The organism is Yeosuana sp., assembly GCF_057126245.1.
In genome coordinates this window covers 1-26,492 of the sequence record NZ_DBNGMQ010000064.1, presented here as the reverse complement: position 1 = coordinate 26,492, position 26,492 = coordinate 1, and the positions used below count along the sequence as shown (strand labels likewise).

Here is a 26,492-nt window from a genome sequence, read left to right as displayed (position 1 = left end):
CCAAATATCAAACATAATTTTGATACCATGAGAGCAAGCATAACATCGCAAAGCGGTGTAAATAGTGTTGTAAAAATTCAAACAGACATCAAAGATAATTATGCAGCTTCGCAAGTCGTTACTGTTTCTGGATCAGATTTTTTAGCCAATCCAAAATTACATCAAGAAGTTTTTGGCCCTTTTTCAATGGTCGTTACAGCCAAAGATGAAGCAGAATTAATCAAAATTATAGATGGATTAGAAGGGCAATTAACAGGCACCATCATTGCCGAAAAAGAGGACTATTCAACCCTTCAAAAGATAATAGATGCCTTAGAAAATCGTGTGGGTAGAATTATTTTTAACGGTGTTCCAACCGGCGTAGAGGTTTGTCCCTCTATGCAACACGGGGGTCCTTACCCAGCGTCGACAGATTCTCGTTTTTCGGCTGTTGGCATTCATTCCATAAAAAGATGGGTACGACCCGTTTCATATCAATCATTTCCGAACGAATTATTACCAGAAGCATTAAAAAATTAAGGAGTCTTAAATTAAGAAATGGCAAGGAAAAGCTTTTTTTGTGTAGATGCCCACACATGTGGTAATCCCGTGAGAGTGATCGTTGGTGGAAGTCCCAATCTTATTGGTAAAACAATCATTGAAAAACGTGAACATTTCCTAAATGAATATGACTGGATTCGAAAAGGATTAATGTTTGAACCCCGTGGTCATGATATGATGAGTGGTAGTATGTTATTTCCACCTGATAATCCTGAAAATGATTTTTCCATTTTGTTTATAGAAACCTCTGGTTGCCTGCCCATGTGCGGTCATGGCGCTATTGGTACGATTACTATTGCTATTGAAGAAGGCTTAATTACCCCTAAAACACCTGGAAAGATTAAAATGGAAGCGCCCGCTGGTTTGGTTCAAATTGAATATCAACAAAGAAGGAAAAAAGTAAATTGGGTGAAGTTAGTCAATGTCAAATCATATTTAGCTGCAGAAAACTTAACAATTGACTGCCCAGAGTTAGGAACACTTTCTTTTGATGTTGCTTATGGCGGAAACTTTTATGCCATTGTCGACCCTCAAAAAAACTTTAGTGGTATTCAAGATTTAACGGCTAATAAAATCATTCAATACTCTCAAGTAGTGAGAGAACGTGTCAATATTAAATACCCAAACATGTTTATTCATCCTGAAAATAGTGCGATTAGAGATGTAAGCCATATGCTTTGGACGGGCAACTCAATCGACCCAACATCGTCTGGAAGAAACGCTGTATTTTATGGTGATAAGGCCATAGATCGTTCACCTTGCGGTACAGGAACTTCTGCGCGTATGGCACAATTATATGCCAAAGGCCTTTTAAAAAAAGGAGCCGATTTTATTCACGAAAGTTATATTGGCAGTAAATTTATAGGCAAGGTTGAAGAAGAAACAACATTGGCCGATAAAAAAGCTATTATACCAAGTATAAAAGGATGGGCACAAGTAACAGGTTATAATAATATTATTATTGATGATGATGATCCTTATGCACATGGATTTCAAGTTTTATAAAATTAACAAAGGTTTATATGAAAAAAATAGTGATTATTGGTGGCGGTATTTCTGGTTTATGTAGCGCATATTACTTAGTAAAAGAAGGCTATTCTGTAACCGTTTTAGATAAAAGTGATATCTCTACGGGTGCTTCATTTATAAACGCTGGTTATTTAACACCAAGCCATTTTATTCCCTTGGCATCACCAGGTATTATAACGAAAGGCTTGAAATGGATGTTGAATAGTTCTAGTCCGTTTTATATCAAACCGAGACTAGATCTTGATTTTTTAAAATGGGGTTTACAGTTTAAAAAATCGGCAACAAAAGCCAATGTCGAAAAATCAATACCTATTTTAAAAGAACTCAATGTTAAAAGTCAGAAGCTTTATGAGGATCTACTAGCGTCTTTAGATTTTCAGTTTCACTACGAAAAGAAAGGAATTTTAATGGCTTTCACTAATTCAAAAACTGAGGAAGAAGAACATCATGTTGCACGGCGAGCGGTTAAGGAAGGACTAGAGGTATGCTTACTTAACAGAACAGAATTAGATAACATTCAGCCTATTTTTTCTAATCATGTAATTGGAGCGGTTCATTATTTGTGCGATTCACATACCACTCCAAATCATTTCATGGTATCGATAAAAACCTGGCTTAAAAACAATGGTGTTAATTTTCAAACAAATCAAGAAGTAACCGATTTCACTGTAAAAAACAGACAAATAGTAGCAGTAAAAACGCATAATAATATATTTGAAGCTGATGATTTCGTGTTGGCTAGCGGAAGCTGGACGTCTCATTTGGCGTCTTTATTACAATTGAAAATCCCTATACAAGGTGGGAAAGGCTATAGTATGGATGTACACAGACCGACAGGAATAACAATTCCTGCCATTTTAGTGGAAGCTAAATCAGCTGTTACACCTATGGATACATTTACACGCTTTGCAGGTACCATGGAGTTCTCTGGAAATAATACGATTGTTAGAAAAAAACGGGTTGATGCTTTGGCAAATGCCGCAAAAACCTATTACAACGATGTTGAAATTACTGAAGGAGAAAAGCAAAAAGCCACGTCGGCATTACGACCTGTGTCACCAGACGGATTGCCATTTATAGGCAAAACAAGCCAATATGATAATTTGACCGTAGCTTCTGGTCATGCCATGATGGGTTGGAGCTTAGGGCCTATTACGGGAAAACTTATTACTGAAACTGTGAGCAATAAAAAAACATCATTCGATTTATCGGAACTTTCACCAGAAAGATTTGCTTAATCTAATCTTTTACAAATACTAATTTAGATTGCTCATTTACTTTAAGTACATAAATCCCTTTGGCGATAGCTTTTGGTAAATTTATCCGTGTTGTTGTTTTATTTTCGTCAAAATGGGTTGATTCTATTCTTATGGTTTTACCACTTAAATCGAATAATGTAAAGCTATCGGTTAGGCTTGTATTGGCTATAAAAACCTCATTATTAACTGTTGGATTAGGATATATGATAATATCTTTTGAATTTTCTATAGGAGGAATGTCTGAACTAAAATAAGGTACCGCAAAATTATAGGCTTCAATACCAACTTTTTCACCAATTAATCTTCCTGGAAGATCGTCTGCCGGTGGATGAATACCACCCCAAATACGTGACAAACTGGTTTGGTCTGAAGCATCTCTATAGGTTGCCCATTGTAAAATCACATCCACCGATGGGCCCTTTTCAAATACTAAAAAATCATTCTTTTTGGCAACAAACTCACCCATTCCACCTGGAAAAAATTCGTTTCCTGTAATGAGCGTCATTACTTCAGCCGCTGCACGTGAAAATGTAGAATGCCCCGAAACAAAGCCTGCAAAAGGTGGTGTTACAAAGGATGGTCTTTGATATGGCCACCAGTTTTCAGCTAAAATCCAGCCTACACCAGCCACATCGGTTTCAGCATTTGTAATAAAATCGTGCCCTTTCCAAGCATACACTTTAATCTTTCCAACGTGTTCATTATTGAGACCGCTTAACGGGTCGCCAACTTCAACTGTTTCAATAAAACCATCAACTAACGGGATGCCCCCAACATGATAATTATCTAAATTAGGGTTGCTACTTTGTCCTAATTCACTCATATAGCGAATGGCTGAAATAGGTCTAATATAATCGTGCCAGCCTTTAATGCCCCAAGCCGATATGGCTGCATCATGCATGGCTCCTGCTAATATAAAATATGATTTTACATCCCATTCTAGCGAACTTAAAATTTCACCCTGACCATTAAATCGTTTTTCTAACAACGGATGATCGCTAACATAGTTAAGAATGGTAAACCAATGTCCTGGTGGTGTTTCAGAATCTGGACCATCAGCCCAAAACTCGGCAAGTACTCGCCCATAATCTCCTCTTGGAACTATTTGAGACACATAAGGTTGTCCTGTTGAAGGATTTAAAGCATGACCTTTACTAATATCGCCACCTTCAATTAGGTTATAAAAATCAGGGAATTCTGAAAATGATTCTGGAATGTTTTGTATATCAATATTTCCAATGGAAGTGGGTGAAATATCCCATAAAACACCATCTGAAGGATCTAAATGAGAACTCCAAATGGAAACTAATGAAAAATTCCATTTATATTCATTGCTAGACACTGTTTCCGTTGTAAGATCTAATTGAGGTGGCGTTCTGGGATTGTGATAGACGTGATAGGTATTTCCACCTCTTTGAAATAGTTCACTTTCTGCTTCAGATAACGCAAATGGTAGCACACTGCCCCATTCCGGTCCCAGAAAACTTGGCGTTGCTCCCGGAATTAAGTTTCCGCTTTGATCAATAAACGTATTAAAAGATAAAGGTTGCCAATGGTTTGGATTTAATAAGCCAGTGGCTTCGCCAGAGATACTTAAATTTAGAGGTGGATTTATAGGTTCGTAAAACGTATTATCATAATCGGTAGCTTCATTTGAACCATCGGTTTTTCCGTAATTAATAAGGGTTTCCCCTATAAAATTTCCTAAGGCAGCAGCGTTCCCAGATTCATAATCGGTAGATGTAAAAGACGTATCAAACCCCAACTGATTCATAATTAAATTGAATCTTGCCATACTTTTTTCGGCTCCGGGAGAGTTTTTAAAACGATACATTAAAAGTCTGTAAGCGGCATAACTCATCGCCTTTTTTTTGGAAACGTCGGAGGGTTCTAAAGGCGTAAATGCTTTTAAAGTGCTCGTGAAGTTATGAACCGTATTTCCAATAAAATATGGTTGTGCATTGCTATTGTAAATCGCCCAGCTATCATACAAGGCAACAGATGTATGAAATAAATTGCGGGCATGTACTGTTGGTCTTGCAAAATCTCTACGAATGGCTTCTAAAAGCGCTTCATTCCAGATTCTGGCGATTGAAATATTTTCTGAAACGTTATTAATATCGAGTGCTACATTGAGCTCGGACTTGGTGCTAACACAACTTCCGTTAGAAACTTGCGCTGTAATAACGCCAACGGCTTCTTCTCCCCATGTTATGCTTATTGTATTCGTGCCTTGACCTTCAACGATATGACCACCTAAAACCGTCCAGGTAATTTGATAATTTGCAGGAAGGTTATACGTATATGCATCCGTATTATTAAAACCAGATTCCGTTACGCCCATAATGTCTGTCGACGACAAATACTCACAGCTATCGTCATTCTTTGTAGCTAACGGATTGTAATTACAAGATTCTGGGTCTGTACAACCATAAATATAATTACTTGGCTGCACGTTAAGTACTTCAAATCCATTTGCTTCTGTAGCTTTTATATAGGTGTTAATATCTAGGTTTTGATACGTTTCAATAAGTCCTGAAGGCCATTTAATAGTGATATCGTTAATGGTTGTTGCATTCCCTAAACCTACATGAACCGCTTGTAAACTCTGTGATAAAAACCCGATTCCTGTATAGTATCGATGGAACGTTCCCATATCTGTTTCAACCGAAATCGTCGTACCAATAGCATCACGATTAGAGGTTGTGCCTTGTAAGGCTATTTTAAACCAGTTTGCATTGTTAGTTTGATTAGCTTCAATAGTTTGGTTGTTGTATAAATAGGATGCTCTATCAAAATTAGAGACGAACAAATCTAAATCGCCATCGTTATCATAATCAAAAGGACAAGCGCTAACGCCAATTGAGGTATCGTTTAAACCTATTTCTGCTGAAATATCTTCAAACGCATCCTGTCCTTCATTCAATAAGTTTTTGAAATAAAAATTATTTTGAGGTCCTGTTAATTTAAATCCATTAACTATGAATAAATCTTCATCGCCGTCTAAATCAAAATCGGCAAAAATATTATCCCAAGCCCAACCAGTATCTCGCAGATTTTTTTCTGCAGCGATATCTGTAAATATATTGTTGCCATTGTTTTTTAGGAATACATTTTCCATAATATTAGTGACAAAGAAATCAAAATTACCATCGTTGTTATAATCGCTAACAGCAATGCCCATATCGTTTCTTGCATGATCTAAACCATAGCTAGCCGCATCTTCAAAACTACTTGTACCGTTGATATTTATTAAAAGTTCGTTAGGCACATCGCTATCGTTAGAAATATAAATATCGAACCAGCTATCTTGATTAAAATCGAAAGGGAATGCTAAGTACGATCGTCTATTTTTTTCTGAGCTGGCAAAGGTAAGTGATTCGTTTCTAAAAGTTCCATCACCATTATTGATATAAAAACTGTTGTAGTCACATTCACCCCAATCGCCAATATAAATATCCAGAAATCCGTCTTTATTAAAATCGAACCAAGTTGCGCATGTATTCCAACAATTGTTGTTTTTTATAAATCCTGCTTCGGTTGTTTTTTCGGTAAAGCTTCCATTCCCGTTATTATGAAAGAGTTGTACTTTAAACTGATGTGTAAAAAACAAATCTGGAAATCCGTCATTGTCATAATCACCCCATGACACACCATATTTTACACCTTCTAATGCTGGACTCGCAAAGCTATAATCTTCAAATGGAAATAAATTTATTAATCCAGATTCGTTGGTAACATCGGTAAATGAACCATTATTATCATTTCTAAATAATTTACTATGCGTTTTTTCTATGCCATTTTCGTCTTTTCCTGCAGCGACAACAAAGAGATCTAAATCTAAATCCCCGTCGTAATCGGCAACTGCAACACCATTGGTTTCCTCTAAAACGCTTAAACCGGCAACCGCTTGAATTTGCTGAAAATTCTGAGCATTTACACTATTACAAAAAGGACCAAATGCTATGATTGTAAAAAATAAATATTTCATTAGTATTTTGGGAAAAATATAATGCAAATTACTAATAATAATATCATTTACACTTTTCAAATATGAAAATATTGTGAACAATAAAAGACTTACCTTTAGAAGTTATTATATTTGAATTCAATTTCAGAATAGACAAAAAATCTATTAAGTACTATGAAAAACTTTTTTTTGTTTTTAAAAATCATTGTTGGATTGTACTTATTACTGTTAATTCCGCTGCCTGAAAAAAACCAAAAACTACTAAAAGCTTCAGAAATTCCATTTATTTGGAATCAAGATGCGTTATGGAAACATTTAGAAGGTTCATTTAAAGAATCAAAAAAAATACCTCCAAAGACTTTAGACTCCTTAATAAAAGAAAAGGAATTTGTTTTGGATGAGTTACTTATCGCTTTGGAACTTAAAAAAACTAACCCAGAAGACAGTTTATACCAATTAATCGAAGACAGATTTTTTAAAATTTCGCCACTAATTAGTGCTCAGGAAAATAAATCTGATTGGTATATTAGATATTATAATAGCGTAAGAAAAAAAATAAAATCAGATTCCTATTTTTGGGATATGAGTAGTTTAAGTGCCAGAAAAACATCCTATCGGTTGCTTTATGGCATGAGAGCAGCGGCCGAAGAAATCTTATTACAATCAAGTGATGACGACTTTGTCTCTACTATGTTTGTAACCGAAGAAAAATCTAATACGCCATCAGCAATGGTATTAGGTATAAAAGTACATAGCGGTGATTTACTTGTTAGCCGTGGAGGCGCTGAAGTTTCTGCATTTATATCAAGAGGAAATGATTATCCAGGTAATTTTTCTCATGTTGCTTTAATACATGTTGACAAAAAAACAAACACCCCTTATTTTGTAGAAGCTCATATAGAAAAGGGAGTTGCGATAGCAACGCTTGATGATTATTTAAAAGATGAAAAATTAAGGTTTATGGTGATGCGACCTCGAGCAGATTTACCCAAATTAAAAGCAAACCCTATGCTTCCCTATGAAGCATCAACTTATATTTTTAACGAGTCTCAAAACAGACATATTCCTTATGATTTTAAAATGGACTATTATGATTCTTCAGCCATGTTTTGTTCAGAAGTAGGATCTTATGCATATAAACAGTTTGGAATTAATTTATGGGAATTTAAATCGACCATCTCTTCGGATGGCATTATAAGTTGGTTAAATACATTTGGTGTAGAAAATTTTGTAACTCAAATGCCTTCAGACCTTGAATACGACCCTATGTTTAGTGTAGTAGCTGAATGGAGAAACAAGGACATTCTTTTTAATGACCATTTAGATAATGCGGTTATGGACGCCTTAATAGGTCAAGCTAATGCTGGAGAAAAACTTGATTACAAATTTTGGTCATTGCCGCTAGCAAGAGTTATTAAGTTATATTCTTTAGTCTCAAATATGCTAGGATATGATGGAATTATTCCAAATGGCATGAGTGCTACTATGGCATTAAAGAATAATGATTTTGTAGATAAATTTCAGAAATGTAAACTAAGAACAGCATCGAAAGTTGCTGTTTTTAAAGAAGAAAACGGGTATTTACCACCATATTGGCAATTGGTAAACATGGCCGAAAATTCAATAAAGAATTAGCTTCTTTTCTAAAATGAGAATCACATTTTAAAAGGCAACCAATAATATTCCTATTAATAAGAATATTATATATAACACAAATGAAAGTATAAAAGAGTTATATAATTTACCTACTTTCCCAGTTTTTTCAAAGGAAATTTTTTTATATAATGGTAGAAACTTAAATATTCTACCCCTCTGGTGCGCAATTTTTGACTCAATATTATTTTCATTTAAATACGTTACTATTTGGATACTTACATAAAGATTCCATAGAATACATCCAAATAAAATAATACCTACTATTATTATCAAGCTATTGTACGTCATATTAATTATTTTAAATATTATAAAAAATCATTACCTATCCATTGTTTATAAAGGAATTCTAAGTTTTACTAAATTTTAAATACAGCAGAAATAAAACAAAATAAATGCTTAAATAGAATAGGTAGAAGTTTCTCAGTTTTTTATAATCTGGATTATCAGGATACATATTACCAAACAACGCCTTAATTTCTTTAAGAAATACGGGTTTTATATTGATTATCCAACTTTCTGTTTGGTAAACAATTTTTCTAAATTTACTTCTGTAATGAGAAAGAGGAAGGCCCCACAAAATAAAGAGTACAAACCAAATATTATCTTTTAAATAACTTAACATCATCTATTTTTTTGGTCGCCAAGGGAAAAATGCATTCGTCTTTCTAATATAATCTCGATATTCTGGTTTTTTATCTTTTAACGTGCCTTCTAAAAGGGCCACACCCGATACTTTTACAATTAAAAACGTCATAAATAGCGATCCCAATATGCACCAATAACCACCAGAAGCTATAGAAAACAAGGCGTAGGACCACCAAATTACAGCATCTCCAAAGTAATTTGGATGTCTTGTATATTTCCAAAGCCCTTTGTCTAAAACCTTTCCTTTATTATTCGGGTTGCTTTTAAATTTAGTTAATTGAAGATCGCCAACGGTTTCAAAAACAAACCCGATGACCCAAATCACTATTGCAAAATAATCTAACCATACTAACTCATTTGATTTGCTATAAAAATTAACTCCGAATAATGGTAAAGACACAATCAAAATTAAAAACCCTTGTAAAAGAAATACTTGAAAAAAACTAACCCACCAATATCGATGCGCGCCATAATGTTTTCTAAATTCCTGATACCTAAAATCTTCTCCCTTTCCTATATTTCTATATGCAAGATATAGTGAAAGTCTTAAACCCCAAATCGTCACTAAAAAAAAAATAATGATATGTCGTAAATAAGTGTCTTCGGAGTAATAAAAGTAAATCCCGTTAACAATAACAAAGCCTAATCCCCAAAAAATATCGACAATACTAGCGTCTTTTAAGTAAACACTTAAAATCCATAATAAGGTGATACTTATAAGAATTGCTATTGCTGCTTTTGCAAATAAAAACTCCATTATTAGAAGAAATTTTAGTAATATGTAAGATAAGAAATTTTTAAGTCAATAGGTTTAATTTATAAAATAGATTAAAAAAGCTGTTAGAAATCTTATCTTTAAGCATCTCATCAACTAAAACTAATACCGACATAATGTTTAATATTGATTTAATTCGTTTTTTAAATCTTTGATACCTTTACTTTATTTATGAAACTTGATTTAGAATTTGTAAGATCCCAATTTCCAGCTTTTTCAGAACCAACACTTAACGGTTGGGCGTTTTTCGAAAATGCCGGTGGTTCTTATCCTTGTAAACAATTTATTCATAGGTTAACTGACTTTTATATGAAAAACAAGGTACAGATTAACTACCCTTATCCCGCATCTTTACTTGCTGGAGAACTCATGGAGGCATCATATAAAAGAATGGCAGACTACCTAAACGTAGATGAATCGGAAGTTCATTTTGGTCCATCAACGACTCAAAACATATACGTGCTAGCCAATGCCATGAGAAATATGTGGGATGATGGAGACGAAATTATTGTGTCTTGTCAGGACCATGAGGCGAATGCAGGAGCCTGGAGACGGTTAGCGAAACAAGGAATAAAAATTATCGAATGGCATGTTGACGCAGATTCAGGATTATTAGACTTAAAAAAATTAGAATTGTTGTTTTCTAAGCAGACTAAAATGGTCGCTTTCCCGCATTGCTCTAATGTGATAGGGCACATTAATCCTGTTAAAGAAATCAGTGAATTAGCTCATAAACATAATGCTTTATCTGTAGTAGATGGTGTTGGTTATGCACCACATGGGTTTCCAGATTTAAAAGATTTAGAAGCCGATATTTACTTGTATTCTTTATATAAAACTTTTGGCCCTCATTTAGGGTTGATGTATGTAAAAAAAGAATTGATCTTAAAAATGGACAATCAGTCTCATTATTTTAAAGAAGGTATCACAAGAAGCATGTTAACACCCGCTGGCCCAGATCATGCACAGATTGCTTCAGCAAGTGGAATTCTTGATTATTTTGATTTGGTTTATAATCATCACTTTAATGAAATCATCGAACCAGCACAAAGAAATTTAGCTTTAAATAACTTGTTTAGACAACATGAAAACATGCTGTTAGACACGTTGCTTCATTTTTTAAAATCCAGAACAGATATTAAAATAATAGGACCAAATAATATAGACAATCGATTACCAATAGTATCTATTATTCCTCTAAAAAAAGACTTGAAAAAAGTTTATGCTTCTTTAACAAACCATAAATTAATGTTAGGTATGGGTAATTTTTATGCGGTTCGCCCTTTAATAGATATGGATATACCACTAGAGCCAGGCGTTTTAAGAATATCTTTTGTTCATTATACAAGTATGGAAGATATCGATCAATTAATAGAAGGATTAAAATTGGCCTTAAACGATTAATAAGAGCTATCTAAACCAAAGAAAAGTCCTAGATTTTTAGGATATGTTTCTTTCGTTTCTCTATTTTATCATGTATTCTTTAAAAAGAAAAAACTATTGAAACTCCTGAATATTTTATCTCATTATTAAAGCCAACCACTCCGTTTTGTAATTGAATTTTTGCCTTTTTTTTATGTTTTCCTGCAGATATAAACAAAGGGATACTTGTTAAAGTCGTTGCAGCACCTAGATATGATAACCAAAGTCCCTTGCTATTATTTGTTGTGTCATCATCCAATATTCCTCCACTCAAATTAATACCAATACCTCCAAAAATCATAGCTACTCCTCCACCTAAAGTTATCCATGCGGCCGTGTTATTTGCTTTCTTTTTACTTCTGTGGAAGTCATAGCGTTGTTGTGGCGTCTTATCTTCAGTGTTATTCATAACTTAGGCTGACAAGTTAAAAAAGACACCCATTGTAAATACTAAAAGTAAGATTATTTGCCTCCTTTTATTAAGTTTATGTCATAAATCAAGTAAAATGAAAGTGAAGACAGTTGGTTGTTTAAATATACATAAAACCACCACTCGGTTTTCATAAGTGGTTTTAACTAATTCTGCTACCGATTGGATTCATACAACAAACTTAAAATGTAGTTATCTTTAATTTTTTTATTTAAAAAAAAGTTAATCCTATTTTGTATTTTAGTTAACTAAGTAAACCAAATGATTCAGTCCTACAAACAACGACCACAGTTACAGGTATTTTACGACACTATCATAATAGGATCAGGAATGGGAGGTCTTGCAACAGCTGCTATCCTATCAAAACAAGGTCAAAAGGTTTTGGTGTTGGAGCGACATTATACGCCAGGTGGTTTTACGCATGTTTTTAAACGTAAAGGCTATGAATGGGATGTAGGCATCCATTATATAGGTGAAGTACAACGGGAAAATAGTATTTTAAGAAAACTGTTTGATTATGTAACAGACCATGAACTAAAGTGGGCTGACATTGGTGACGTATATGACCGTATCGTTATTGGCGATCAACACTTCGATTTTGTAAAAGGGGTTAAAAACTTCAAAAAACAAATGATTTCCTACTTCCCCGAAGAAGCGCAGGCCATCAATACATACATCAATTTAGTGTTTAAGGCTGTAAAAACAAGTAAGAACTATTATATCAGCAAGGCCATATCTCCTTTATTAAATACATTATTTGGTAAGTTTCTAAAAAAGCCATTTTATAAATTCTCAGATAAAACAACCGATGAAGTACTTCGTTCTTTAACCAAAAATGAAACCTTGATAAAAGTCCTCTCTGGTCAATATGGTGATTATGGACTCCCCCCTAAACAAAGTAGCTTCTCCATGCATGCCTCTGTGGCCAGACATTATTTTGATGGAGGAAATTTTCCTATTGGAGGTTCTTCTCAGATTGTTAAAACCATAGATCCTGTAATAGCGACTTCAGGAGGAACGATTCTGGTAAGCGCAGAAGTAGAAGAGATTATCATTGATAAAAATACTGCTATTGGTGTGCAGATGAAAGATGGAAAAATAATTCGAGCCAAAAACATTGTGAGTAATGCCGGAATAATGATTACTTATAATTCATTATTACCATCCACAACGGTTATAAAGCATAAATTGAAAGAACAGTTACAAAAAGTTAAGCCATCAGTAGCACATGTAAGCTTGTATATTGGCTTAGAAGGTTCTCCAAAAGACCTTAAGCTTCCTAAAACAAATTATTGGATTTATCCAGCAGAAGGTGATCATGACACTTGTGTTAACAGATATTTAAATGATTTATCTCAACCATTTCCTATGGTATATCTTTCTTTTCCATCAGCCAAAGATCCGGACTGGTCCAACCGCTATCCTGATAAAAGTTCCATTGATATCATTACATTAATGCCCTTTGAAGCATTTGAAAAATGGTCTGAGACGTCCTGGAAAAAAAGAGGAGATGCGTATGAAACGCTCAAAGAAGACATCGCACAACGCTTATTAAAGGAACTTTACAAACAACTCCCACAGGTGGAAGGAAAAATAAATTGCTATGAACTTTCAACACCATTAACTACCAAACATTTTGCCAATTATAAAAATGGCGAAGTTTATGGATTAGATCATGGTCCATCCAGGTTTAGACAATCCTTTTTAAAACCTAGAACACCCATTAAAAACTTTTATCTTACAGGTCAAGATATTGTAACAGCAGGTGTTGGAGGGGCCTTGTTTTCAGGTGTATTGACTACCATGGCCATGACTGGTAAAAATGTACTGAAAGCTTTATAATATACTTATAAGATTAATCATTAACTGTTCAAATTATTATGAAGTAATTAGAAATAAAAATGTCCCTACATAATGTAAGTACTTTTTGTTTTGCTCCCTCTAATATTGTTTTGTAGAACCAATTTAATGAAGAATTAGTGAAATTTGCTTCATTTTACGATATTAAAAGCATATGTTTTTAGTCTATTCAAATACCGGGAGGCATAGACATATAGCTCCAAAAAAAATATGTGAGTGGCTTTTTAGAAGTAGTTGAATTTGAAAAATAACCTATAAACCAAATATAATTAATTACCCATTAATGAGTTACGTTAAACTTTAATTTGTTTAACCATTCTATTTGATAATCTAGCCACTACTTTTATTTATTATTGATTTTTCTCTATTAACCATTAGTTTAAAAGCTATTAATGCTGCGTCTAAGCTCCTTTTTTTTAATTCTTTCAAATCATTATCATTAGGGTTATAAGCATATAATTTTGCCTCAGTAAAAAGCTCGTGATGAGAATTAAGTAAGAAAGAAAATGCATTTTCACCCTCATTGTTAAGGATAAAAACATGAATTCCAAAAACAAAAAGTGTCCCGTTTCTTTCTGGTTCAAATAAAATTTCTGGAATTATAAAATAATCTATTTTTCCATTTTTCATCTTAATCTCATTCCCAAGCCTTACCATATCATATCTAAAGAATTCATATTGATTTTTTCCCATTAATTCACCTGGATTAAGCAAACTTTCATTTAAGCTGATATTCAAATTTTCATCTATCTTCAAGTTTTGAGCAAACTGTTTTGATAATGATGTGGACCAAGTTATTGTGTCAATTGTTCTAGTAATAGTTGGGTAAATAATATATTTTGACTCTTTGTATGAATTTATAAATGCTTGACCAAGCCTTGATTCAGGTCTGAATCCTGGAATGCCTAAAATTTTATTGAAAGAATTTAGCTCTGAACTAACGGCTTGTTTCTCAATACCAAGGTCAATTAATATTACATTATCAAAAAAAATACTTGTATTTAACATACCTAACTCAAAACTTAATTTATGGTATGGAAATACGGTAAAAACATCAAATTCAATACTAATATTTCTCCATTCAATAGTAGCATTTTGCTTGTAGTTATTAACTCCTATAAGACTTGTCCAGTTTCCATTATTCTCCCCCAGAAAAATACCAAAAGTACAGTTTGAGTCTGCTTTAACATCAAATGAAAGTTTATATGAGTGTCCAGCAACCAGAGAGAAACCTGCCTGTATCAGCTGCACTTCATATGCTTGATTTCCAGACTTAAGAATCTGGTAATTTAATTCTTGATTTATAACAGTTGCATTAGCGTCTACATTGTCTGCTTGCCATGTTGACCACTTATTTGCAGGAGGCGGTCCATCAACAAAGGAAACAATTTTATTAGTTAAACTGAAGTCGCCATTAGTTAATAAGTTTTGGGAATGACTCATTGAAATCGTCAATACAATAATCCAAAAAAATAATGAATTAAAGCAATTAGTTTTCATGTGTTTATATTTATTGTTTTTTTATCACATGCAGCATCCATTTAATCATTCCACAGGGTATAAAGGTTTAGTCATGGATGTTTCATGAGATGATTTGATTTATTACTAAATGTAATTGTTTCACTAGCAACTTGCAATGAGCGATATCAGTTAACTAATGTTCAGAATAATCACTATTTATCTACATTGACAACATAGATTACTTAAAAAAAGGAGCTAACTACTACTCTTTAATTTATTCATTTTAAACTAATTTTCTTCTGTACAACTTTAGAGTAATTTTTATGATTTATTTTCATACTTGAATACATATAATGAAAGGATATTACACAAAAAAAGTCCAACATTTCTGTTTGACTTATGTTTAAACCTATTTTAGTAAAGCACTTAATGCTTTATTTTTACATCAATAAGCTTTATTATTTCCTTGTTGTTTTCAATAAGGACATTTGTTGTATTATTCAAAAAATTACAAAACCCCATAATTAACGACAAATAATCTTCAAAATCCTTATTATCAAAGAGCTCATTTATTTCGTCGTTATTATTTTTATAATTCAAATTAAAATGAGAGTGGTCTACCTTTAAAATGTTTAATACAGACTTGTCATTTTGTAATAATCTTACCAATGGTCGCATTTTATAATTTTTTAAAACGAAAAACATATAATTTTCATAAATAAATTTTACATATTGAATCTCTTCACCCACCAAATCGTTTGTAACACTTGGCCATTTCGTAAGTTTTGTTTTTAGTTCTTGATTTTGTATTAGCTTTAGCTGGCCTGCATTAATTAACTCTGTTGTTACACTTATTATTGGGTCGTAGGTTGGAACTAAAAGTGTCCTTGATAAATGATGATTTAAAGAATCAATATTAATTTCTAATACTTGATTATCGATTTGTTTAATTAACCATTCTGTAGAGCGCATTATTAAACCTTCCCTAATCTGATTTTTTTCTTGTAATTGAATCAAATTACTTTTGTATTCTTTCTTTAATTCTATAAGAATTTGTTGTTCTAAATTTTCATTAATCTTCTTTATATTCCAATTGTTAACTTGGAGTGCAATTAAAATTCCAATTACAACCAGTACTATTTCACCAATAGCATATTGTAAGTACTTCCCCATTTTGCCTTCTACTAGAAGTTGTCGGCGTATATGTCGGAAGAATTTAATCATTGTTATGGATAGTAAGTATAAAGATAAGAAGAAATTAACTAACTGTCTTGAACAAAAAAAGCCCAACGTTTCTGTTGAACTTTTCTGTTTTTGCTCCCTCTAATATTGTTTTGTCAAAGCATTTTAATAAAGAATTAATAAGGCTTGTTTTATTCTATGATAATAATTATCGATGTATAAGTCTTGTTTCACAGCAGAAAGGTATGAACTATCTAACCAAGGAAAAAACGGATAAAGCAAAACTAGAAACCAATTAATACACTAAATTAAAACATCTCTCCTGTATGCTTAGAGGTTTTAAATATATAATCTACTCCTTTCATTTTTTTTGCTTTAACCAACCAAGAGAAAAATTTAGGCCTTTCTGAAATATCTAAATTAACATTCGATAATTTATAAGCTGGTATCGCTGGGTGTGCATGATGCGCCTCATGAAGATTAAAATTAAACAAGAAATACTTAGCAAAGCATGTATTGATATAAAAACTTCTTGTGTATTTAACTTGGTCTAAATAGGATATGGGTTTCACTTCTTTATTATTAGAAACAGGTATTTCAATATGGGAATGTTGAGTCATAATAACCGATTCTTTCAACAATAAACTAATAGCGAAAGCAGGAACAAAAAGATGGACTATAAGCTCTCCAAAAAAGTAACTCAAAAGCATATATATGATGATATATATTATGGCTTGAATTTTAACTTTATTGTATTTTTTAGGGCTTAAAAATCTTTTAATTTTAAACAAATTCCAATAATTACTTAATTTATAACTAATATAAAACACCGGAATAAATAATCGCCAAGTTATATTTACAATTAAATTTTTTGTAGAAGAAGAACTTGGATTTGCCGTAGTTTCAGTGGTAGGGTCTTTATCTCTCCAACCTGTCCATCGATGATGTAAATTATGCATTTGCTGCCAAGAATAATATGGAATCATCGATAGGAAGCCAAACAAATGTCCCATTACTTTATTCAATAATCGTGTTTTAAAGAAACTCAAATGCCCACATTCGTGTAATAAAATAAAAGTCTGTAGAAAGAAAAATGACAATAGTAGTTGGCCCATCCAATAAAGGGGACCACCATATTTAATTGAAAGCAATATTCCAGATACTAAAAGGAATAATGGAATTACCAAACCAAAAAAGGCAAGATCGTTTCTAGCTTTTAAGTTTGATGTTATCGATTTATGCTTAATCATAAGACTTAATTAAATATCAATTTTTTCACATATTACGGTTTGCATAGATAGGTTCAAATACTTTTGAAACCATAGTATGGGCGTTAAAATAAATTGTCCTAAAAAATAAGGAAAAATAATACGATTTAAATTTAAGTTTTTCCCTATAATCTTAAAATATAATCCTGCAAAAACATAAAAATATGGAGGAAAGGCCCCATAAGGCAAATATTTAATCACTTTAAACCCATTTTTTTTCATCATATTAATAAAGGCTTTTTTGTCGTACATGACAGTATGTTGAGGAGCCTGAACACCTGGCCATTTTCTTCCAAATAATTTAAATGTAATACTGTCTAATCTAGGTACTTCAATAATAAGTTTCCCTTCTTTTTTAAGTACTTTTTTTGCCATTTGTATTGATTTATTAGGGTCGTAGCAATGTTCTAAAAAATGCCACATGGTCACAACATCGTATCTTTTTTCTTTTATTTCTTGTTCATAAAACAAGCCTTCATAGAACTCTATTTTATCGAAGTCTGGATACTCTAATCCTTCTTTAAAATCTACTCCGCTAATTTTTACACCGTGTTTTTTATTTATGTGAAGTAAAAATGTTCCCACTGCACAACCGACATCTAAGATTTCTGTTTGTTTATTAAGTTCAACATATTTTGCAACTATCTTTTCTTTATCTCTATCGTGTTTATTCATTGTCCATTCATACAAGGGTGTCAATATCCCCCAGTTTTTCTTTTTACGATGAGCAATATATTCTCCATCATAAAATTCCTTGATTTGATCTATTGATATTCTTGGATTTTGATATACCATCTCACAATCATTACATTTCACATATTGAAATTCACCTTCCTTACCAGTTAAATCTTCTTCCCCTTTCAAGAAAAACGAATAATTATCACTATTACAATAGTAACAATTAACTTCTTCAAATTGGTATCTATCTGGATTCTTAAATTCCTTTAAAAATTGATTCTTCATGTTATAATAGTGTTAGTATAAAATATGTTGCTGGAAAAAATATAATCGAAAAATAAGGGGTAAAACTTTTGTGTCTAAAGATATAGATGATAAGTAATGGCACCAAACTAAATAGAATGTTGATATAATAAACCCAAGGTTTAAAAAGGAGAATACTACAACAAAAAAGAAATAACATTGGTTTCCAAATGTGATCTCGGTTTCTTTTTACAGCATCAAAACTATCATATCCTGCCATTAATAAAAAGGATGAAAGAAATACCTCCAATTCTATTTTATTATTTGAGATTGTTGCAACACAGAATAGAAATACAGGGTACTTTAATAATGGAATTAATCTTAGTAGTAAAAAATGCCTTCTAAATAAAAGATATAAGACAACTGAACTGGTTAAAAGTAAAAATATTATTGAAAAAACAGATGAAAAAATGAGGCCAATAATTAAAAGGTATATACCCACTATTATTGCAGTTACTTTTTTAAATAATTTAAATTGGGTGGGTATTAAATAAATCCTTTCTGGATGTTCTTTCCTATCTGCTTCCACTGAAAAGGTATCATCAATAATTCTAAAGACTATAATCGATGAAAACAAAAATGTTATGACATAAATCCAAACATCCAAAGCATCATTAATAGATAAAATTAGAATAGTCATAAGTAAAGTTAAAGCAATTAGCTGAAGAAGATGAATTCTAATTTTTATATAATCTTTTACGACTGTTTTCATAAAACTTGAATATTACCCATATCCCCATCTAAAATTACTTCATCATTATCTTTTAAGATCTCCGTAATATTCGCGATGCCAATTACAGCAGGAATTCCAAATTCTCTAGCCACGATGGCTCCATGAGATAAAGCTCCTCCACGTTCAACAATAAGGCCTCCAATTAAAGGAAATACCATAGCCCATCCTGGATCTGTTTGTTTCGTTACTAAAATATCCCCCTTATTGAGCTTGGCGCTTTCTAATACTGAACCAAGTACTTTTACTTTAGCTTTAATCCTTCCACCACTAACAGCTAATCCATGTAGTTCTTTAAAGTTTCCATTGAAAGAAACCTCTTCCATTATCGATTCTGGGCGTTCGCCAAAAATAGTCGTAAAATTCTCTGGATATTCCAGATTTGATTCAATTTTAAATCGCCTGCGCCGTTCTTGAATGACTTCATTAAAATCCTTTGAGAACATGGCCGAAGACGATAACAATTCCCCAATCTCTTTATAACTCATGAAAAACAAATCGTCGATAAGCTCTATCTTATTCTCTTCCTTAAATTTAGCACCAATCTTTTTAATAATAGTTTTAAAATGGTAATACATTTTCGCTTGTTTGTAACGCACCCTTTCTCTAGATGATATGGCTTGTTTACAAAGATTTGCGCTCAGATAAAGTATCCCCACTTCAACAATTGATACTGGAAAAAATATCGTTCTTTTTTTTATTATTTTCCACGCAAAATTTCGCATAGCTTGTTTACGTTCTCGGTCTTTAATAGCAATTACTTCTCGAGGGTCTTGAGCGTTTTGAGACATATAGACTTCTAACAGTTCTATAAATTTTGCGGGTTCTTCAATATAATTTGTATTAAAAAACATGAGTTCTCCTGAACATCTAAACCCCCACTTTTCAAGATATACATCCAGGCTTTTCTTAATATTTAAATAATTTGGATTTTCTTGAATTTCTTGGTATACTTCCTCTGAAGAATGGCAATAAAAGAATGATTTTAATTCATCCATTCCTTTTATTTTTTGAACAATATCATATGTGTCATTTAATGGTTCACTACTCATTAATCCTGGGATGGCTTGCACTAAAGTGTTGTGCATTCCGATACTTTTTTCGCCATAAAATTTTTGAGTTATTTCTCCTAAAACCTTATAATGTATCATAGAGAAAAAATCGGCTAAACTTGCACGATACCATTGGTTGAATCTCAAATCTAAAAAGGTATAGAATAAGGATGCTAAGGGAAGGTTTTTATCATTTTTACTTGCATTCAAAGAAAAATCATCAACCATTAGTTCGATACTTTTAACATGTTTTTCTAAAGAAAAATTTAATCGAATAAGACGAAATAATAAACGAGCTAAAGAAGTGGTTTTTGAAGTGTCTACTTGAGCTACATCTTTTTCAGAATACCCTACAAATTTATTAAATGCATCCTTAAAATAATCTTTTAATGGAGATGAAGAAAGAATATTATGAATGCTCGTCATATTATAATACAATCTGTTACCCCAAATACCCACAGTATTGCTAAAATCATACTCCAATTTACGGAGGCTGTTTTTATGTATTTGTAATAGCCCGGCAAGGTTTTTAAAATAGTGGTAATAGGAATCTCGAGCTATAGAGTACAGTAAAGGAGACATTGGAGTTGGGTAATTTTCGTTTAAATTTGTATTTGTCCAATGTACTTTCTTTTTTTGTAACACAGTAATGGGTCTGGCTTGCACTAAAAATATATTTTGGTCTTTAGCCACCCACTCTATATCAATATGATACCCATACTTTTCATTTAAACTCGTTGCTAAACGAATTAATTCTGAACCGTTAAAAGGCAGTTCTTCTTTAAGTGTTCCGCTAAAATCAACTGAGAAATTTTTTGGAGTTACTTTCCCAGAAACTAATTGTTCACCAGCACCTTTAACATATTCTGTATAGATCTGGTCATTATTATAAGGAGATAATGTGAATGTTACACCTGCATAGTCTGCTTCTAAAAACTCTTGAATAACCACCCCCATTTCTACAAGCTTTTTCCCTGAAAGCTTTTCATAGGCTATAACTCTATCATTATTAAGGCCAGACCAACAGTTTCGAATAGCTAATAGTACTTCTTCTATAGTGTTATTGACGACAAAAGAATCTAACTGACCCGCAAAAGAATAACTGTCCGAATCTTCACCAATGGCAGAACTTCTAATAATAACTTTAAGCGAATTCAAATTAGTTAAATATCCTTCTAAGGAATGTTTAAAACCCTGTGGAAAGGATTTTTTTTCATTAAAGAATTCCAGTAATCTTTTAGTAATAGCGAAGCCCTTAGGAACACTGTATCCATAAGAAATCAAGGATGAAAGACTAGCAGCCTTTGCTCCTACCAAATAATCAGAAAGAGTTTCTTGGAGTGGTTTTATATAGGTCAAAATTTCCTCTTTATTCTAATTAACACTAATAATTGACTAATCCCAACATGTAGAATCATACTTAATATAAACATCAACACGACGGTCGTAAAAGAGACCTCAGTTACTAAAAAGTAGAATCCCAAAACACCGATTAAAGAATCTGCTTTATCAGTGAAATATTGTAAATATTTGTACTTGTTAGATTGTTCTCCATTTGCTATCCCTAACCTTCTTTTTATATAAGAATTAGGTAACTCAGCCAAAACATAAGCAAGTCCAAGACCTAAGCCAACATATATATCATACCCTATCGATAATTCAAATGGTCCAAACAATAAACTACTTAGCATAGCTATTAACCCTGTAATAATGGGAAGTACAATAACCCCTCTATACGTTTTATTATAACCAAATAAAATTTTTGAAATAGGGTAAGCTAGATCTTGAAACCAGTTTTGTTTGACAATAACCATATGCGAAACATTACCAATAATTAAAGGGATAAAAAACAGATAGATATGGTTATATAAATTATTCATCTACGACATTTTCTTAAGCGAATCTAAAATTTGAAAGGATGTTACAAACACTCTTTCAATAAATGGATAATTCATTAAAATACTCCCCGTCAAATAAAAGTTCACTCTTGAAATTAAAAATGCCTTACCAGCTAGTTCAAAGTCAAACAAATAATCTGACCAACTATAGTTTTTATTATTTATTTGTTCGACCAATGCAAAATGGTGTTTCAAAAGATCCAATAAATCAGACGCTATAAAATCGGGCGATAGTGTAAAGGCCAATAACTCAAATATGTCTCGATGAGGAATGCCGTAAGTCGCCAATTCCCAATCATAGATACATGGATTTCCATTAATCCTTATGGCAATATTTCTCGGGTTAAAGTCATTGTGGATTAAAGTCATTTTGCTTTTGGGGTTATATCCATTTTTGCTCCAATCATCTATAAAATCTATTAATTCATCAAAGCGATAATCTACATTTAAATAATCATAATCATTCCTGTTTAAACCCACAAAAGCATAGTAAAGCTTAAGAACTTTTTCAATAGCAAAGACTTCAATTGATTCAATTTTATCTACATCATCCTGAAAATGAGCATGCACAATATGAATACTATCTATAGTTCTTTTTATATATGGAATGGTCCATTTTTCAGGATTGGATTCGGAATTTATTAAAAGCATATCATTCGAATCCAGCCGTTCCATAATAATCATATAAATTTCTCTATCGCTGTCTTTTTTTGAGCCATAGAAAGTAGGCATATATTCATAACTAATATTTTGTAATGCCTCATAAACGGCTAATTCTTTTATGTTGTTGTCTTTATATTCCAATGCATGGTAATGCATGACAAGAATATCAGCTAAATCCACGCTAACATTACTTGCCATAAAATGTAAGCCATCCAAAACTTCCTTACCTAGGGCCTTACTTTTAAGTAATATAGGAATATGTTTTCCCTCAACAGTCTGGATATCAGCTTGAATAAACCCTATGACTTTTTTAGTGATTTTCTTTGTTAAATCTGTAAGAATCCCATTATCTAAATGTATTTCATTATTAAAACTTACACTATCTATTTCTTCACTAAAATATGGTGTGTTTTTTTTAATGAAATCCATATCTATTTCAGATAAGAGTAACCATTTTATAGGTTTATTCCTTCCTAATTTTTGATGGGCGCGAGCAAATTGACCACTAACAATTGCGGCTAACGTTGAAATTTCAATTGATAAAGCAAAACCAGCAATTAATTTTGCGAACCTCTCAATCTTTCCTGTGCCCTTACAACCCATCAATTCTAATATTCGGGCTGGTACTGGTAAATGAGTACCCCCACCTATTGTACCTATAACTAAATTAGGAAGTATGAGTGACAGATATAGGCCTTCTTTTGTTAGTTCTATTTGCAAAATACCTATCGAAGACTCATGAATACACGCCAAATCTTGTCCTGTAGAAGCAAAAATTCCTGCTATTGCATTAGCAACATTAACATTATGTCCGATCATACCATCTAAGCGACTAATGGAGAGTGAATGATTATAGGAACTAAACATATCTTTTGCATTGGTCCTCAATGTTTTTTCAATTACCTCATTTGTTAGAAAACATTCACTAATAACATGGCACCCTCTTCCATTTTGCATGGCATAAAAAGAAACTTTTTTGTCTGATGCTCCATTTCCTTCAATTACAAAATTTAAGATTTCTATGGAAGTCTCGCGTTCAAAATTTTCTTCAATCCATAAACACGCATTCCAGGTACAGGAAGTGGTCATATTTTGTCCTGAAGCATCACTTGTTGAATAAACAAATTTTAGATGTATAATTTTTCCAATGATAACGCTTGCAATTTCAAGTAAATCAGCATGATTACTATGCATTTGTGCCCTCGCCTTTATTTTTTTGAAATTACGTTTAATCCATTCATCAAAGGCTATTGACTCTGACAAACGTTTAAACGTATACATAGGTGTTCTTACCATTTTTTGATGTACAATATGTGCTTCAAAACCACCACTCTCACTTATAGCTTTTGCACCTCTGTTCATACTCGCGACTAAGGCTCCTTCTGTTGTTGCTACAGCACTATGTACTAATTCTGTTTTATTATCCTTATCAATAAATAATAGAGGTCCTATTAAACCTAAAGGAATTTCAACGGTCCCTATAAAACTTTCAATATTATTTTGTATTTGAGATAACGCTATGGATTCAGACTTTACATCCGTACTAATATCTTTAGATAAGGTCTCTAAATAATTCATCCTTAACTCAAATGCGGTTTGGTTCATTAACCCTCTACCTGGTGCTTGCTGATACTTTGCTTTCATGTAGTTTTACTATTTGGATTTAATTCGTTGAATCGTTTAACAAAAACATTTCTAACCTCGTTAATATGCTTATCTAGATTATTAATATCCCAATCTTTTGTAGAAATTTCTTCCAATAGTTCTATCCCTAAGGTTCCGTTTTTAGCATATCTGGAGTCGGTCATATTACTTTCTTCAGGAACATTAATAAACAAGGGTACAATTGGAATATTAGATTCTATGGCCATGTGATATATCCCTCGATTAAAAGGGGCAATCCCATGAAAATGGTTATGCACACCTTCAGATGACGCCGCTATGGAATAGTTGGTTTCTTTAAGAAATTTAGTGGTCTTCTTAAAGAATTTTAATCTTCTTCTGGGGTGTTTTTTTTGAGGTATATAAAGTGTTCCTGTTGCTAAAGCAGAAATAACTAAAGGAATATAAATCCATGTTTTTTCAGAAAGAAGAAATCTAGTATTTTGAAGCCCTAAGGCAGTTAAAAGATAAATATCTTGTTCAGCATTATGATTGAAAGTATAAAGTACTTGATGTTTCGGAAATTTATCCAATGGTGGATAATAACCTTTGAAGCCTATAACCCATAAAATAAACCTAGAAGAGGGTTTAATAATATAGGTTACACAAAGGTTTCTTAAGTTCCCGAAGCTTATGATAACTAATATTAAAGCAATACTTCCCGTAATTAAGGTAATCGTTAGGGCAGTTATCCATCGGTAAATGGTTATTAGATTTTTCAATTTCTAAAAGGGTTGGTTTTTTGAACAAGTTATATCAATTTTTCTAATATTTTCAATAAAATTTGCATAACCCCAACTTGTGTAAATAAATAACCCTCTATTTCTTGAGTGGTTTTATTTATTTAGTTCCCCATAATACTGTTTTGTCGAACCAATTTAATGAAGAATTGATGAACTTTGCTTTCTTTTACGATATTAAACGCTAATGTTTTAAGTCTATTAGAGTAACGGAAAGTAATAAATATTATAAAATACCGCAGTTAAAATTAAATATATTGTAAATATTCAGCCGTACATTAATATTTTTAATTCAATATATATCAGTTATTTAATAAAATAATCAAAATAAAAATGTAAAAATTCCAATGCTTTTGGTAGGATATTTTAACACATAACTGTTATATGTGTATAATATTAAACCCAAATCAATTATGAAAAACAAAATGAATTTAAAAAACAGCATTCTATTTTTATTGACCCTATCTTTAATATTAGGCTCAAGCTGTTCTAACGATGAAACAGATGCTAATGTTGGAAAACTTAACATTAGCGCAAAAAGTTCTTTTACCAATTTGACAAATAAAAGTTCGGATACTAAAGGAATGGTTGGAAATATTGCTATCGAAGATTTCCGAATGAACTTAAGTAAATTTGAGCTAGAAATAGACCTTGAAGACGATAACTACGAAGAAGACCAAAATGAGCTATGGGATGATGATGGCTTCTATGACTATGAAGATGAAATTGAACTAATGGGACCATTTGAAATTGATTTAATGTCAGGTCAAATTAGTTTCTTAAATGTTACTGTCCCTGTTGGAAATTATGATGAACTGGAATTTGAATTTGATGTGAGTACCGACTCTTCAAGTGATTTGTTTGGCAAATCTATCCTTATTCAAGGAACCATAGACAGCACTCCATTTATTTTCTGGCATAATTTTAATGATGAAGTGGAAGTCGATTTTGAGGATGCGCAATTTGATATTTCTGTTACCCAAAATTCTCAAGGCATTGTTATTGATTTTGATTTAGGTCAAATTTTAAACAGTGTTAATGGTGTAGACTTGACTTTAGCTACTGATGGAAATGAAGATGGAATAATTGAAATTAGTCCAGAAGATTCTGATGGTAATAATGAATTAGCAGAATCTCTTAGGCATAAGATAAAAGAATATATCAACTTATTAGATGATTAACTAGAAGCTTTCTTAAACTTTTAGTTTTAAATAAGGTGAGCGGCATGCTCACCTTATTTTTTTGGCTAATCATTTTTTCAATACACCT

19 protein-coding genes are annotated in these 26,492 nt (G+C 32.3%); 7 read left to right on the top strand and 12 right to left on the bottom strand.

Translation table 11 applies throughout. The features are described 5' to 3' along the window. The 3 genes from AC15TD_RS07930 to AC15TD_RS07920 all read left to right on the top strand — a co-directional run. A partial coding sequence (locus AC15TD_RS07930) for an aldehyde dehydrogenase family protein (RefSeq protein WP_484451601.1) occupies positions 1 to 519 on the top strand: 519 nt, incomplete at its 5' end. Positions 520 to 537: 18 nt separating this feature from the next. Beyond that, the gene (locus tag AC15TD_RS07925; protein ID WP_484451600.1) at positions 538 to 1,545 is read left to right on the top strand and encodes a 4-hydroxyproline epimerase; all 1,008 of its coding nucleotides are present in this window, start codon (positions 538 to 540) and stop codon (positions 1,543 to 1,545) included. 17 nt (positions 1,546 to 1,562) lie between these two features. Next, a complete protein-coding gene (locus AC15TD_RS07920) occupies positions 1,563 to 2,807 on the top strand; it encodes an NAD(P)/FAD-dependent oxidoreductase (protein WP_484451599.1) in 1,245 nt (414 codons plus the stop codon). A gap of 1 nt (position 2,808) precedes the next feature. Here AC15TD_RS07920 and AC15TD_RS07915 read toward each other — a convergent pair whose 3' ends face one another. Then, positions 2,809 to 6,819, bottom strand: coding sequence for an FG-GAP-like repeat-containing protein (locus AC15TD_RS07915; protein ID WP_484451598.1), 4,011 nt, complete (start codon positions 6,817 to 6,819; stop codon positions 2,809 to 2,811). Positions 6,820 to 6,972: 153 nt separating this feature from the next. Here AC15TD_RS07915 and AC15TD_RS07910 point away from each other — a divergent pair, with 153 nt between their 5' ends. Beyond that, on the top strand, positions 6,973 to 8,433 hold the full coding sequence (locus AC15TD_RS07910; protein ID WP_484451597.1) for a YiiX/YebB-like N1pC/P60 family cysteine hydrolase: 1,461 nt from the start codon (positions 6,973 to 6,975) through the stop codon (positions 8,431 to 8,433). Between the two features lie 646 nt (positions 8,434 to 9,079). Here AC15TD_RS07910 and AC15TD_RS07905 read toward each other — a convergent pair. Beyond that, a complete protein-coding gene (locus AC15TD_RS07905) occupies positions 9,080 to 9,856 on the bottom strand; it encodes a DUF1295 domain-containing protein (protein ID WP_484451596.1) in 777 nt (258 codons plus the stop codon). Positions 9,857 to 10,045: 189 nt separating this feature from the next. On the opposite strand from AC15TD_RS07905, the gene AC15TD_RS07900 reads away from it, so the two are divergent. Then, a complete protein-coding gene (locus tag AC15TD_RS07900) occupies positions 10,046 to 11,278 on the top strand; it encodes an aminotransferase class V-fold PLP-dependent enzyme (protein ID WP_484451595.1) in 1,233 nt (410 codons plus the stop codon). 79 nt (positions 11,279 to 11,357) lie between these two features. Here AC15TD_RS07900 and AC15TD_RS07895 read toward each other — a convergent pair whose 3' ends face one another. After that, on the bottom strand, positions 11,358 to 11,705 hold the full coding sequence (locus tag AC15TD_RS07895) for a hypothetical protein (protein WP_484451594.1): 348 nt from the start codon (positions 11,703 to 11,705) through the stop codon (positions 11,358 to 11,360). A gap of 282 nt (positions 11,706 to 11,987) precedes the next feature. On the opposite strand from AC15TD_RS07895, the gene AC15TD_RS07890 reads away from it, so the two are divergent. Beyond that, on the top strand, positions 11,988 to 13,568 hold the full coding sequence (locus AC15TD_RS07890) for a phytoene desaturase family protein (protein ID WP_484451593.1): 1,581 nt from the start codon (positions 11,988 to 11,990) through the stop codon (positions 13,566 to 13,568). A gap of 348 nt (positions 13,569 to 13,916) precedes the next feature. Here AC15TD_RS07890 and AC15TD_RS07885 read toward each other — a convergent pair whose 3' ends face one another. The 9 genes from AC15TD_RS07885 to AC15TD_RS07845 all read right to left on the bottom strand — a co-directional run bounded on the left by AC15TD_RS07885 (position 13,917) and on the right by AC15TD_RS07845 (position 25,205). Then, positions 13,917 to 15,086, bottom strand: a complete 1,170-nt coding sequence (locus tag AC15TD_RS07885; protein ID WP_484451592.1) for a carbohydrate binding domain-containing protein — start codon at positions 15,084 to 15,086, stop codon at positions 13,917 to 13,919. Between the two features lie 387 nt (positions 15,087 to 15,473). Further along, a complete protein-coding gene (locus AC15TD_RS07880; protein WP_484451591.1) occupies positions 15,474 to 16,271 on the bottom strand; it encodes a DUF6090 family protein in 798 nt (265 codons plus the stop codon). A gap of 266 nt (positions 16,272 to 16,537) precedes the next feature. Beyond that, positions 16,538 to 17,479: a fatty acid desaturase family protein gene (locus AC15TD_RS07875; RefSeq protein WP_484451590.1), complete on the bottom strand. Its 942-nt coding sequence runs from the start codon at positions 17,477 to 17,479 to the stop codon at positions 16,538 to 16,540. A gap of 9 nt (positions 17,480 to 17,488) precedes the next feature. Continuing rightward, a complete protein-coding gene (locus tag AC15TD_RS07870; RefSeq protein WP_484451589.1) occupies positions 17,489 to 18,460 on the bottom strand; it encodes a class I SAM-dependent methyltransferase in 972 nt (323 codons plus the stop codon). A 1-nt stretch (position 18,461) separates the two neighbouring features. After that, the gene (locus AC15TD_RS07865; protein WP_484451588.1) at positions 18,462 to 19,190 is read right to left on the bottom strand and encodes a hypothetical protein; all 729 of its coding nucleotides are present in this window, start codon (positions 19,188 to 19,190) and stop codon (positions 18,462 to 18,464) included. Continuing rightward, entirely contained in the window at positions 19,187 to 21,619 is a 2,433-nt protein-coding gene (locus tag AC15TD_RS07860) for a PEP/pyruvate-binding domain-containing protein (protein ID WP_484451587.1), read from the bottom strand. Before AC15TD_RS07860 ends, AC15TD_RS07865 begins: the two co-directional genes overlap by 4 nt. Beyond that, entirely contained in the window at positions 21,616 to 22,140 is a 525-nt protein-coding gene (locus AC15TD_RS07855) for a CDP-archaeol synthase (RefSeq protein ID WP_484451586.1), read from the bottom strand. Before AC15TD_RS07855 ends, AC15TD_RS07860 begins: the two co-directional genes overlap by 4 nt. Continuing rightward, complete coding sequence (locus AC15TD_RS07850; protein ID WP_484451585.1) at positions 22,141 to 24,465, bottom strand: phosphotransferase; 2,325 nt, start codon at positions 24,463 to 24,465, stop codon at positions 22,141 to 22,143. Then, complete coding sequence (locus AC15TD_RS07845) at positions 24,462 to 25,205, bottom strand: lysophospholipid acyltransferase family protein (RefSeq protein ID WP_484451584.1); 744 nt, start codon at positions 25,203 to 25,205, stop codon at positions 24,462 to 24,464. Before AC15TD_RS07845 ends, AC15TD_RS07850 begins: the two co-directional genes overlap by 4 nt. Before the next feature lie 431 nt (positions 25,206 to 25,636). Here AC15TD_RS07845 and AC15TD_RS07840 point away from each other — a divergent pair, with 431 nt between their 5' ends. Continuing rightward, positions 25,637 to 26,404: a hypothetical protein gene (locus tag AC15TD_RS07840; RefSeq protein ID WP_484451583.1), complete on the top strand. Its 768-nt coding sequence runs from the start codon at positions 25,637 to 25,639 to the stop codon at positions 26,402 to 26,404. The last annotated feature ends 88 nt before the right edge of the window (positions 26,405 to 26,492 follow it).